The sequence below is a fragment of the Nocardia veterana NBRC 100344 genome (assembly GCF_000308855.1).
Taxonomy (GTDB): Bacteria; Actinomycetota; Actinomycetes; order Mycobacteriales; family Mycobacteriaceae; genus Nocardia; species Nocardia veterana.
The window spans coordinates 1-13,596 of sequence record NZ_BAGM01000121.1 but is presented as its reverse complement, the minus strand read 5'-3'; the positions used below and the strand labels follow the sequence as shown (position 1 = coordinate 13,596).

Sequence of the window (13,596 nt, the reverse complement as noted above, 5' to 3'; positions counted from 1 at the left end):
CCCGGCAAGCCGGCGCGCCCGCGCCTGCCGCGTCCGGCCGCCTGGGGTACGGCCGTCGGCCTGATCGTGGTCAGCCTGCTGCTCACCGCCTTCGCGGTGATCGCCGCGTTCGAGCCCGGTGTGGACGACGGCAACCAGGCCTTCGTGGACACCAAGGCCACCCAGGAGGTGACCGCGGCGGCCGACAACGCGCTCAAGACGGTCTACTCCTACGACGTGAAGACCGTGGGCGGCTATAAGGATGCTGTGCACAAGGTGGTGACCGGCAAGATGCGCAGCGATTTCGACAAATTCGCCGACACCACGGTCTCGGCGATCCAGCAGGCGCAGTCGACCGCACAGGCGACGCCGGAGCCCATTGGTGTGACATTGCTCACCGATGATCGGGCCGAACTGCTGGTGAACCTGACCGTGAGCGCCACCAAGAACGGTGCCCCGCAGGAGAGCGCGTCGGGTCCGATCGTGTTGCACATGCAGAAGGTGGACGGCCACTGGCTGGCCAGTGAGATCTCCGACCGTTGAGTGCCCGAAACGGATTCGGAAGTATGTTCGAGCGCCCCGATTGCGGAATTTCCCCAGCTCAGCGGCATGCAAGCGGCTGTGCGCAGGCGTGATTCGCCAGCGCCACAGGGGATCTCGGAGTTGTCGAGCGGGTCTCGCCACTTGACGAGTTACGTCCGAACCGTCACGCTATTCACAACAGCGGCAGCTGGGACAGGGTCGAGTACCCAGGTCGAGGCGCCGCCGGAGACTCGAACGCAGCCAGCGAAAGCGGGTCCGGCGCGCCGAACATCCGGAACTCGGTTCGGATGGTACTTTGACACCCCTTCTCTATGGGTGTAGGTTTGGACTTTGCGCTGGCTGCCTCCTGTCCATTCCTTGATCGCATCACCGAAAGTTCCACCGTTCAGGTGTTACTTCCGTTGTTTGCTGTTCGGGTTTCGTTCGGGTTGTGACCAGCGGAATTCGTAGCAGACAAGCGACGGTCGCTGCGGTGTCTCGTACGTACAGGCACCGCGCGCGGCCCGCGTGAGGTGCTGGAAGGACGCATCTTGGCAGTCTCCACCCAGACCAAGGCCGGTATTCCCGGAGCCCCGAAGCGGGTGTCTTTCGCGAAGATTCGTGAGCCCTTGGAGGTTCCGGATCTTCTCGATCTACAAACCGAATCATTCGCGTGGCTGGTCGGTGCCCCCGATTGGCGTGAGCGGGCCATCGCCCGGGGCGACGCCAGCCCGGTCGGTGGGCTGGAGGAGGTGCTCGAGGAGCTCTCGCCGATCGAGGACTTCTCCGGTTCGATGTCCCTGTCCTTCTCCGATCCGCGCTTCGAAGAGGTGAAGGCCTCGATCGAGGAGTGCAAGGACAAGGACATGACCTACGCGGCGCCGTTGTTCGTGACCGCGGAGTTCATCAACAACAACACCGGTGAGATCAAGTCGCAGACGGTCTTCATGGGTGATTTCCCGATGATGACCGACAAGGGCACGTTCATCATCAACGGCACCGAGCGTGTGGTCGTGTCGCAGCTCGTGCGTTCGCCGGGTGTGTATTTCGACGAGTCGATCGACAAGGGCACGGAGAAGACGCTGCACAGCGTGCGGGTGATTCCGTCGCGTGGTGCGTGGCTGGAGTTCGATGTCGACAAGCGCGACACGGTGGGTGTGCGTATCGATCGCAAGCGTCGTCAGCCGGTCACCGTGTTGTTGAAGGCGTTGGGCATGACCACCGAGGAGATCACCGAGCGTTTCGGTTTCTCCGAGATCATGCTGTCGACCCTGGAGAAGGACAACACCGCCGGCCAGGACGAGGCGCTGCTCGACATCTACCGCAAGCTGCGTCCGGGCGAGCCGCCGACCAAGGAGTCCGCGCAGACCCTGCTGGAGAACCTGTTCTTCAAGGAGAAGCGCTACGACCTGGCCCGCGTCGGCCGCTACAAGGTCAACAAGAAGTTGGGTGTCAACAGCGGTGAGCCGGTCGTCGGTTCGGTGCTGACCCGCGAGGACATCGTCGCCACCATCGAGTATCTGGTCCGTCTGCACCAGGGCGACAAGACGATGACCGTGCCCGGCGGCGTCGAGGTTCCGGTCGAGGTCGACGACATCGACCACTTCGGTAACCGCCGCCTGCGCACCGTCGGCGAGCTGATCCAGAACCAGCTGCGCGTCGGCCTCTCGCGGATGGAGCGCGTCGTGCGCGAGCGCATGACCACTCAGGACGTCGAGGCGATCACCCCGCAGACCCTGATCAACATCCGCCCGATCACGGCGGCGATCCGGGAGTTCTTCGGCACCTCGCAGCTGTCGCAGTTCATGGACCAGAACAACCCGCTGTCGGGTCTGACCCACAAGCGTCGCCTGTCGGCGCTGGGCCCGGGTGGTCTGTCCCGTGAGCGCGCCGGCCTGGAAGTCCGCGACGTGCACCCCTCGCACTACGGCCGCATGTGCCCGATCGAGACCCCGGAAGGCCCGAACATCGGCCTGATCGGTTCGCTGTCGGTGTACGCGCGGGTCAACCCGTTCGGCTTCATCGAGACGCCGTACCGCAAGGTGGTGAACGGCCGCGTCACCGACGAGGTCAAGTACCTGACCGCCGACGAGGAGGACCGGCACGTCCGGGCCCAGGCGAACTCGCCCGTCGACGCCGATGGCAACTTCTTGGAGGAGCGCGTCCTCGCTCGCCGCGGTAACGAGGAGATGGAATTCGTCTCCCCGACCGAGGTCGACTACATGGACGTCTCGCCGCGCCAGATGGTGTCGGTGGCGACCGCGATGATTCCGTTCCTCGAGCACGACGACGCCAACCGCGCCCTGATGGGCGCGAACATGCAGCGTCAGGCCGTGCCGCTGATCCGTTCCGAGGCGCCGCTGGTCGGCACCGGTATGGAACTGCGCGCCGCGGTCGACGCCGGCGATGTCGTGGTCAACGAGAAGCCGGGTGTGGTGGAAGAGGTTTCGGCCGACTACATCACCGTCATGCACGACGACGGCACCCGCAAGTCCTACCGGATGCGCAAGTTCGCGCGCTCCAACCAGGGCACCTGTGCCAACCAGCGGCCCATCGTGGACGAGGGCCAGCGGGTCGAGCATGGCCAGGTTCTGGCCGACGGCCCCTGCACCGAGAACGGTGAGATGGCGTTGGGTAAGAACCTGTTGGTGGCGATCATGCCGTGGGAGGGTCACAACTACGAGGACGCGATCATCCTGTCGCAGCGCCTCGTGGAGGAGGACGTGCTGACCTCGATTCATATCGAGGAGCACGAGATCGACGCTCGTGACACCAAGCTCGGTGCCGAGGAGATCACCCGCGATATCCCGAATGTGTCCGATGAGGTGCTGGCGGATCTGGACGAGCGTGGCATCGTGCGGATCGGTGCGGAGGTGCGTGACGGTGACATCCTGGTCGGCAAGGTGACTCCGAAGGGTGAGACCGAGCTGACTCCGGAGGAGCGGCTGCTGCGTGCGATCTTCGGTGAGAAGGCCCGCGAAGTCCGCGATACGTCGTTGAAGGTGCCGCACGGTGAGTCCGGCAAGGTGATCGGTATCCGGGTGTTCTCGCGTGAGGACGACGATGATCTGCCGCCGGGTGTGAACGAGCTGGTGCGTGTGTATGTTGCGCAGAAGCGCAAGATTCAGGATGGTGACAAGCTCGCCGGTCGGCACGGTAACAAGGGTGTGATCGGCAAGATTCTGCCGAAGGAGGATATGCCGTTCCTGCCGGACGGTACTCCGGTCGACATCATCTTGAACACTCATGGTGTGCCGCGGCGTATGAATATCGGCCAGATCCTGGAAACCCACCTGGGCTGGATCGCCAAAGCCGGCTGGAAGATCGAGGGCGCGGACTCCGGCAACCTGCCGGACTGGGCGCAGAACCTGCCCGAGGAGATGCTGGGTCAGGATCCCGACACCAACATCGCGACCCCGGTGTTCGACGGTGCGCAGGAAGACGAGCTGACCGGTCTGCTGGGTTCCACCCTGCCGAACCGGGACGGCGAGACCATGGTCGACGCCAACGGCAAGGCGGTGCTGTTCGACGGACGTTCAGGCGAGCCGTTCCCGTACCCGGTGGCCGTGGGTTACATGTACATCTTGAAGTTGCATCACTTGGTGGACGACAAGATCCACGCGCGGTCGACGGGTCCGTACTCGATGATCACGCAGCAGCCGTTGGGTGGTAAGGCGCAGTTCGGTGGTCAGCGGTTCGGTGAGATGGAGTGCTGGGCCATGCAGGCCTACGGCGCGGCTTACACCCTGCAGGAGCTGCTGACCATCAAGTCCGACGACGTGGTCGGGCGGGTGAAGGTGTACGAGGCGATCGTCAAGGGCGAGAACATTCCCGAGCCCGGCATCCCGGAATCGTTCAAGGTGCTGCTCAAGGAACTGCAATCGCTGTGCCTCAACGTCGAAGTGCTGTCCTCCGACGGCGCCGCGATCGAGATGCGCGACGGCGACGACGAGGACCTCGAGCGTGCCGCCGCGAACCTCGGCATCAACCTGTCCCGTAACGAGGCTGCGACGGTCGACGACCTCGCGCAGTGAGTCGATGGTCCCGGCGCCCGCATTGGGCGCCGGGGCATAGTTTCCCGCTCCGCGGAGCGGTCCGCCGAGGCGGAAGAACTAGCGAACTTTGCTCGATACTGAACCCGAACAGGGGAAAGGAAGTTACGTGCTAGACGTCAACTTCTTCGATGAACTCCGGATCGGCCTGGCGACCGCCGAAGACATTCGCAACTGGTCGTACGGCGAGGTCAAGAAGCCGGAGACCATCAACTACCGCACGCTCAAGCCGGAGAAGGACGGCTTGTTCTGCGAGAAGATCTTCGGTCCCACCCGGGACTGGGAGTGCTACTGCGGCAAGTACAAGCGCGTGCGCTTCAAGGGCATCATCTGTGAGCGCTGTGGTGTCGAGGTGACTCGCGCCAAGGTGCGTCGTGAGCGGATGGGCCACATCGAGCTGGCCGCGCCCGTCACCCACATCTGGTACTTCAAGGGTGTGCCGAGCCGCCTCGGCTACCTGCTGGACCTGGCGCCGAAGGATCTCGAGAAGATCATCTACTTCGCCGCCTACGTCATCACCAGCGTCGACGAGGATCTGCGCCACAACGAGCTGTCCACGCTCGAGGCGGAGATGGAGGTCGAGAAGAAGGCGATCGCCGACCAGCGCGACGCCGACCTGGAGGCCCGCGCCCAGAAGCTCGAGGCCGACCTGGCCGAGCTGGAGGCCGAGGGCGCCAAGTCCGACGTCCGCCGCAAGGTCAAGGACGGCGGCGAGCGCGAGATGCGTCAGCTGCGCGACCGTGCCCAGCGTGAGCTGGACCGGCTCGACGAGATCTGGAGCACCTTCACCAAGCTGGCTCCCAAGCAGCTGATCGTGGACGAGGTCCTCTACCGCGAGCTGCAGGACCGCTACGGCGAATACTTCACCGGCTCCATGGGTGCCGAAGCGATCCAGAAGCTGATGGAGAACTTCGACATCGACGCCGAGGCCGAGAGCCTGCGCGAAACCATTCGCACCGGTAAGGGCCAGAAGAAGCTGCGCGCGCTCAAGCGGCTGAAGGTCGTCGCGGCCTTCCAGGCCAACGGCAACTCGCCGATGGGCATGGTGCTCGACGCCGTTCCGGTGATCCCGCCGGAGCTGCGGCCGATGGTTCAGCTCGACGGTGGCCGCTTCGCCACCTCCGACCTGAACGACCTGTACCGCCGCGTGATCAACCGCAACAACCGCCTCAAGCGACTGATCGACCTCGGCGCCCCCGAGATCATCGTCAACAACGAGAAGCGGATGCTGCAGGAGTCCGTGGACGCGCTGTTCGACAACGGCCGCCGCGGCCGGCCGGTGACCGGTCCCGGTAACCGCCCGCTGAAGTCGCTGAGCGATCTGCTCAAGGGCAAGCAGGGTCGTTTCCGGCAGAACCTGCTCGGTAAGCGCGTGGACTACTCGGGCCGTTCGGTCATCGTCGTCGGTCCGCAGCTGAAGCTGCATCAGTGTGGTCTGCCCAAGCTGATGGCGCTGGAGCTGTTCAAGCCGTTCGTGATGAAGCGGCTGGTCGACCTGAACCACGCGCAGAACATCAAGTCCGCCAAGCGGATGGTCGAGCGGCAGCGTGCCCAGGTGTGGGACGTCCTCGAAGAGGTCATCGCCGAGCACCCGGTCATGCTGAACCGTGCGCCCACCCTGCACCGGCTGGGTATCCAGGCCTTCGAGCCGCTGCTGGTCGAAGGTAAGGCCATCCAGCTGCACCCGCTGGTCTGTGAGGCCTTCAACGCCGACTTCGACGGTGACCAGATGGCCGTGCACCTGCCGCTGTCCGCGGAGGCGCAGGCGGAGGCCCGCATCCTGATGCTGTCGTCGAACAACATCCTGTCCCCGGCGTCCGGCCGCCCGCTGGCCATGCCGCGTCTGGACATGGTGACCGGTCTGTACTACCTGACCCGCCTGGAAGAGGGCGCGAAGGGCGAGTACCGCCCGGCCACCAAGGATGCTCCCGAGCAGGGCGTCTACGCGTCGCCGGCCGAGGCCCAGATGGCCGTCGACCGCGGCGAGCTGACGGTGCGTTCGCTGATCAAGGTGCGGCTGACCGAGCAGCGCCCGCCGAAGGACGTCGAGGCGGAGCTGTTCCCCGAGGGCTGGCAGCGCGGCGACGCGTGGCTGAGCGAGACCACGCTCGGCCGGGTCATCTTCAACGAGCTGCTGCCCGCGGACTACCCGTTCATCAACGAGCAGATGCCGAAGAAGCGGCAGGCGACGATCATCAACGATCTCGCCGAGCGCTACCCGATGATCGTGGTCGCGCAGACCGTCGACAAGCTCAAGGACGCCGGCTTCTACTGGGCCACACGTTCGGGTGTCACCGTCTCCATGTCGGACGTTCTCGTTCCGCCGGAGAAGGCCGAGATCATGGAGCGCTACGAGGCGCAGTCCGACCAGATCGAGAAGAAGTACCAGCGTGGTGCGCTCGACCACCAGGAGCGCAACAACGCCCTGGTCAAGATCTGGCAGGAAGCGACCGAAGAGGTCGGTAAGGCGCTGCGTGCGCACTACCCGGCCGACAACCCGATCATCACGATCGTCGATTCGGGCGCCACGGGTAACTTCACCCAGACTCGTACCCTCGCGGGCATGAAGGGTCTGGTGACCAACCCGAAGGGTGAGTTCATTCCGCGACCGATCAAGTCCTCCTTCCGTGAGGGCCTGACCGTTCTGGAGTACTTCATCAACACCCACGGTGCGCGAAAGGGTCTGGCCGACACCGCGCTTCGAACCGCCGACTCGGGTTACCTGACCCGTCGTCTGGTGGACGTGTCGCAGGACGTCATCGTGCGCGAGACCGACTGTGGCACCGAGCGCGGCATCACCGTCGCGATCGCCGAGAAGCAGCCGGACGGCTCGCTCATCCGCGATCCGCACGTGGAGACCAGCACCTACGCCCGGACGCTGGCCGCGGACGCGGTCGACGCCAATGGCAACGTGATCGTCGAGAAGGGTCACGACCTCGGCGACCCCGCCATCGAGGCGCTGCTCGAGGCCGGCATCACCGACGTCAAGGTCCGCTCGGTGCTCACCTGCACCACCGGCACCGGCGTGTGCGCGACCTGCTACGGCCGCTCGATGGCGACCGGCAAGCTGGTCGACATCGGTGAGGCCGTCGGTATCGTCGCCGCCCAGTCCATCGGTGAGCCCGGTACCCAGCTGACCATGCGTACCTTCCACCAGGGTGGTGTCGCGGGTGACGACATCACCGGCGGTCTGCCCCGCGTGCAGGAGCTGTTCGAGGCTCGCGTGCCCAAGGGCAAGGCGCCGATCGCGGAGGTCTCGGGCCGGGTGCGGCTCGAGGACGACGACCGCTTCTACAAGATCACCATCATTCCGGACGACGGTTCGGACGAAGTGGTCTACGACAAGCTGTCGAAGCGTCAGCGTCTGCGGGTGTTCAAGCACGACGACGGCACCGAGCGTCTGCTCGCCGACGGCGACCACGTCGAGGTCGGCCAGCAGCTGCTGGAGGGCTCGGCCGACCCGCACGAGGTGCTGCGCGTGATGGGTCCGCGTCAGGTGCAGGTCCACCTGGTCCACGAGGTCCAGGAGGTGTACCGGTCGCAGGGTGTGTCCATCCACGACAAGCACATCGAGGTCATCGTTCGCCAGATGCTGCGCCGCGTCACCATCATCGACTCGGGTGCGACGGAGTTCCTGCCCGGTTCGCTGGTGGAGCGCTCGGAGTTCGAGGCGGCCAACCGCCGCGTCGTCGCCGAGGGTGGCGAGCCCGCGTCGGGTCGCCCGGTGCTGATGGGTATCACCAAGGCGTCGCTGGCCACCGATTCGTGGCTGTCGGCGGCCTCCTTCCAGGAGACGACTCGCGTCCTGACGGATGCGGCGATCAACTGCCGCTCCGACAAGCTGATCGGCCTGAAGGAGAACGTGATCATCGGTAAGTTGATCCCGGCCGGTACCGGTATCAACCGCTACCGCAACATCCAGGTGCAGCCGACCGAAGAGGCCCGTGCCGCGGCGTACGCGGTGCCGTCCTACGACGACACCTACTACAGCCCGGAGGGCTTCGGCACCACCACCGGTGCCGCGGTCCCGCTGGACGACTACGGTTTCAGCGACTACCGGTAAATCGGTAGGAGACAACCACATTCGGCCCCCGTTCCGTACGGAACGGGGGCCGAATCGTATTGGTGGCATGGAGAGGTTCGCTCTGCATTCGGTTCATATTCGCCTGGAACGACGACCCTGCCGTAGTCTTCGGATATGACCGCCGCAGCACACAGCCCTTCCGACGAGCCGATTCGCGGCCGTATGGTGCTGCTGCCGACACCGCCGGCGGACGGATTTACAGCGGCGGATCTACCTCGCTTGATGGAAGTAGTCGACGGCAACTTCGAACTCATGGACGGTGAAGTCGTGATGATGGCCCCGGCCACCCACTGGCACGACGAGGTGGTCGATGTCCTCAAGCACGCCTTACGGGCGATCGCTCCTCGTGAATATGTCATCGCGACGGAGAAGGGTGTCAATCTGGGGAGCAGCGTCCCGGAGCCGGATGTCCTGGTCGTGTCGCGGGATGCTGTTTCGGCCGACAGTTTGATGTTCGCTCCGTCTGAGGTCCACCTTGCCGTTGAGGTGGTCTCCCCGCGCACGAAGACCAAGGACCGCAAACTCCGTCCCGCGCAATACGCCGACGCAGAGATCAAGTGCTTCTGGCGCGTCGAGAACGAAGACGACGCGATGGTCGTCTACACCTTCGAGTTGTTGCCCGAGGGTGGTTGCTATGCCCCCACCGGAGTCTTCCGCAAGCAGCTGCGCGTCGCGCGGCCGTTTCCGATCGATGTGGAGCTTCCCGAAATAACTTGGTAGCCGAGGTCTTCGGGAGTCTGCGTCAGTGTTCCGCTTCGAGGCGTTCCCGGGCGGCGATGAACAGGGTGCTGCACACGTCGGCGAGCTCCGCGGGGGATTGTGGGCGGCCGCTCATCAGCCAGTCGACGAGTAGGTGGTTGACACCGCCGACCAGGGCGACCGCTGTCGAACGGTGTTTGGGCTCGAGGGGTTCGGTTCGGGCGGCGGCCCAGCTGGTGGTCACGATGTCGGCGAAGCCGCGCAGGACCGCGTGGCGACGTTCCTCCAAGGCGGGGGAGACGCCGACTACCTCGATCAGGACCACTCGGGCGCGCCGAGGATCGTCGGTGAGGTAGCCGATGAAGGCGTTCAGGCCGGCGCGGGCCTGATCGTCGACGTCGTCGCCGGCGGCGGCCAAGGCTGACACCGTGGCTGCGCGCATTCCGTCCACCAGGTCGGAATACAGTGCGGACAAACAACTTTCGCGGTCGGAGAACGATTCGTAGAAGTAGCGTTCGGTCAGCCGCGCCGTGCGGCAGATCTGTTTGACCGAGCTTCCCGCATAGCCGGTGGTGCCGAAGAGTTCCAGGGCGGTGGTGAGAATCGTGGCCCGGCGCTGAACCCGCCGTTCGTCGGGGCTCATGCCGAGGTACCTGCGTCCGGGCGCCGGTGCCGCGCGCCCATCCGGCGCCGTCGCGGATCGCCGCCCCGCGGTGGGCCCCTCGCGTCCTACCGACTTGTCTGCCATCGCCCCTGTCCCTCGGTCGCCTGCCTATGGCAGACTAGAGCACCGTTCCTGACACGCTGTCATGTCAGAATTGGAGACGAATATGCCCGCACCGATCGCGGGGCGCGTTGTCGCCGTCACCGGCGGGGCGCGTGGAATCGGACGTGAGATCGCTCGGGTGCTGGCCGAGGCGGGGGCCCGCGTCGCGATCGGTGACCGGGACGAGCCCGCAGCGGTAGCGACGGCGAGCGAATTACCCGGCACGGTCCGCGGCTTCGCGCTCGATGTCACCGATACCGCGTCCTTCCGCACCTTCCTCGCCGCTGTGGAATCGTTGTGGGGGCCCATCGACGTACTTGTGAACAACGCCGGCGTGATGTGGGTGGGGCCGTTCGACGAGGAGCCGGAGGCCGCGACCGCCCGCATGCTGGAGGTCAACCTGCACGGCGTCATTCGCGGCGTGCGGCTGGCGGCGCCGGCCATGCGGGCGCGCGGCCGCGGGCATATCGTGACCATCGCCTCGGCCGCCGCGCGGCTGTCTCCGCCCGGTGAATCGACCTACGCCGCAACCAAACACGGAGTCCTCGGCTATCTGACCGGCGTCCGCGAGGAACTACGCGGCAGCGGTGTGTCGATCTCGGTGATAATGCCGGGCGTGGTCGCCACCGAATTGGCCGCCGGCACGGCGAGCGGCGCCGCGAAACTGCTCGAGCCCGCCGAGGTGGCGGATGTCGTATTGCGCACCATCGAACGTCCTCGCTTCGAGGTGACGGTGCCCCGCTACATCGGCCCGCTGGTCCGCCTCGCCGAACTGCTGCCGCAGCGACTGCGCGATCTCACCTTTCGGCACCTCGTTCCCGACCAGGTCGGCGCCACCCGTGGCTCGTCGGTTCGGGCCGGCTACGAACGCACACTCACCGAGCCCTCCGACCCCGGAGACCGCCGATGATCCGGCCCGCCGGCGCGAGGTGTCGCCGGGTGCGCGCCGTTCGGGTTGCGCGGGCACCACTCGGTTGATCCGGCGCACATCACAGACCGCGTCGGCGCAGCATTGAGCCGCCCGCGCCGACGCACCCGGCCTGCCGGTTCCGGTCGACCGGAACCGGCAGGCGCCCGAAAGTGATCACCGAGACCGCCGTGGTGGGTCTCGCGCTATCCCCCTACGTACGCGGCCAGGTGTTCCCCGGTCAGCGTGGACCGATCGGCCACCAGGTCGGCCGGCGTTCCCTCGAAGACGACGCGGCCGCCATCGTGCCCGGCGCCGGGACCGAGGTCGATGATCCAGTCGGCGTGGGCCATGACCGCCTGGTGGTGTTCGATGACGATCACCGACTTACCCGAGTCGACGAGGCGGTCGAGCAGTCCGAGCAGGTTCTCCACGTCGGCGAGGTGCAGACCGGTGGTGGGTTCGTCGAGAACGTAGATGCCGCCCTTCTCGCCCATGTGGGTGGCGAGTTTGATGCGCTGCCGTTCACCGCCGGACAGGGTGGTCAGCGGCTGGCCGAGCTTCAGGTAGCCGAGCCCGACATCGCTGAGCCGCTGCAGGATCTTGTGCGCGGCGGGAAGTTCGGCTTCGCCCGCACCGAAGAATTCCTCGGCCTGGGCGACCGACATCTCCAGCACCTCGCTGATGTTGCGGCCGCCGAGGTGATAGTCGAGCACCGCGGCCTGGAAGCGTTTGCCCTCGCATTCCTCGCAGGTCGTCGCGACCCCGGCCATCATCGCCAGATCGGTGTAGATCACGCCGGCGCCGTTGCAGGTGGGGCAGGCGCCTTCGGAATTGGCGCTGAACAGCGCCGGTTTCACCCCGTTGGCCTTGGCGAAGGCCTTGCGAATGGGCTCCAGCAGCCCGGTATAGGTGGCCGGATTGCTGCGCCGGGAACCGCGGATCGCGCCCTGATCGACCACCACGACGCCGTCGCGACCGGCGACCGAACCGTGGATCAGTGAACTCTTACCGGAGCCGGCGACACCGGTGACCACGCACAGCACGCCGAGCGGGATGTCGACGTCCACATCCTTCAGGTTGTGGGTGGCCGCGCCGCGAATCTCCAACGCGCCGGACGGCTTTCGCGGGCTGTCCTTGAGCTTGGCCCGATCGTCGAGATGGCGGCCGGTGATGGTGTCGCTGGCGCGCAGGCCGTCCACGTCGCCTTCGAAACAGACCGTGCCGCCCTCGGTTCCGGCGCCCGGGCCCAGATCGACGATGTGGTCGGCGATCGCGATCGCCTCCGGCTTGTGCTCCACCACCAGCACCGTGTTGCCCTTGTCGCGCAACTGCAACAGCAGGTTGTTCATCCGCTCGATGTCGTGCGGATGCAGGCCGATGGTCGGCTCGTCGAAGACGTAGGTGACGTCGGTCAGTGACGAACCCAGGTGGCGAATCATCTTGGTGCGCTGCGCTTCACCGCCGGAGAGGGTGCCGGCGGGCCGGTCGAGCGACAGATAGCCGAGACCGATCTCGGTGAACGAGTCGAGCAGATGCTGCAGGCCCTTCAGCAGCGGTGCCACCGACGGCTCGTCGAGTTCGCGCACCCATTCGGCGAGGTCACTGATCTGCATCTTGCAGACATCGGCGATGCTCTTGTCGCCGATCTTCGAGGATCGGGCCTCGGCGCTGAGCCGGGTGCCCTCGCACTCCGGACAGGTCGTGAAGGTCACCGCCCGTTCGACGAACGCACGGATATGCGGCTGCAGCGAATCGACGTCCTTGGACAGCATCGACTTCTGGATCTTCGGGATCAGGCCCTCGTAGGTGAGATTGATGCCCTCGACCTTGATCTTGGTCGGCTCCTTGTAGAGCAGGTCGTGCAGCTCGCGCTTGTTGTACTTGCGGATCGGCTTGTCCGGGTCGAACAGGCCGCAGCCGCGATAGATGCGGCCGTACCAGCCGTCCATGCTGTAACCGGGGATGGTCAGCGCACCCTCGTTCAGCGACAGGCTGTCGTCGTAGAGCGCGGTCAGATCGAAATCGGTGACCGATCCCATGCCCTCGCAGCGCGGGCACATACCGCCGAGGCGGTGGAAGGTCGCCTTCTCGGCCTTGGTCTTACCACCGCGCTCGACCGTGATCGCACCGCTGGCCGTCACCGAGGGCACATTGAACGAATAGGCGTTCGGCGAGCCGATCTGCGGTTGCGCGAGGCGGCTGAACAGAATGCGCAGCATCGCGTTGGCGTCGGTGGCGGTGCCGACGGTGGACCGCGGATTGGCGCCCATCCGCTCCTGGTCGACCGAGATCGCGGTGGTGAGGCCGTCGAGGAAGTCGACCTCCGGCCGGGACAGCGTGGGCATGAATCCCTGCACGAAGGCGCTGTAGGTCTCGTTGATCATCCGCTGCGATTCCGCGGCGATGGTGCCGAAGACCAGTGAACTCTTGCCCGAACCCGAGACGCCGGTGAAGACGGTCAAGCGTCGCTTCGGAATTTCGACGCTGATGTCCTTCAGATTGTTGACCCGCGCACCGTGTACGCGGATCAGATCGTGAGTGTCGGCGATATGCCGGTCCGGCGTCTGGGCCTTGCTCATGGTTT

The 13,596-nt window shown here is 65.6% G+C and carries 7 protein-coding genes; 5 read left to right on the top strand and 2 right to left on the bottom strand.

The annotated features are described in order from the left end of the window. The 4 genes from ON37_RS23250 to ON37_RS23235 form a co-directional block, all read left to right on the top strand. The coding region (locus ON37_RS23250) for a hypothetical protein (protein WP_051031953.1) at window positions 1–522 on the top strand (522 nt) is incomplete at its 5' end. A 512-nt stretch (window positions 523–1,034) separates the two neighbouring features. Then, the gene (rpoB, locus tag ON37_RS23245) at window positions 1,035–4,535 is read left to right on the top strand and encodes a DNA-directed RNA polymerase subunit beta (protein ID WP_040722295.1); all 3,501 of its coding nucleotides are present in this window, start codon (window positions 1,035–1,037) and stop codon (window positions 4,533–4,535) included. 127 nt (window positions 4,536–4,662) lie between these two features. After that, window positions 4,663–8,616: a DNA-directed RNA polymerase subunit beta' gene (locus ON37_RS23240; RefSeq protein WP_040722294.1), complete on the top strand. Its 3,954-nt coding sequence runs from the start codon at window positions 4,663–4,665 to the stop codon at window positions 8,614–8,616. A gap of 135 nt (window positions 8,617–8,751) precedes the next feature. After that, window positions 8,752–9,357, top strand: coding sequence for a Uma2 family endonuclease (locus ON37_RS23235; RefSeq protein WP_083893230.1), 606 nt, complete (start codon window positions 8,752–8,754; stop codon window positions 9,355–9,357). Between the two features lie 22 nt (window positions 9,358–9,379). On the opposite strand, the gene ON37_RS23230 is transcribed toward ON37_RS23235, so the two are convergent. After that, the gene (locus tag ON37_RS23230; protein WP_051031952.1) at window positions 9,380–9,979 is read right to left on the bottom strand and encodes a TetR/AcrR family transcriptional regulator; all 600 of its coding nucleotides are present in this window, start codon (window positions 9,977–9,979) and stop codon (window positions 9,380–9,382) included. Window positions 9,980–10,166: 187 nt separating this feature from the next. On the opposite strand from ON37_RS23230, the gene ON37_RS23225 reads away from it, so the two are divergent. Beyond that, window positions 10,167–11,012, top strand: a complete 846-nt coding sequence (locus ON37_RS23225; RefSeq protein WP_051031954.1) for an SDR family oxidoreductase — start codon at window positions 10,167–10,169, stop codon at window positions 11,010–11,012. Between the two features lie 203 nt (window positions 11,013–11,215). Here ON37_RS23225 and ON37_RS23220 read toward each other — a convergent pair whose 3' ends face one another. Further along, a complete protein-coding gene (locus ON37_RS23220) occupies window positions 11,216–13,591 on the bottom strand; it encodes an ATP-binding cassette domain-containing protein (protein WP_040722297.1) in 2,376 nt (791 codons plus the stop codon). Window positions 13,592–13,596 lie beyond the last annotated feature (5 nt).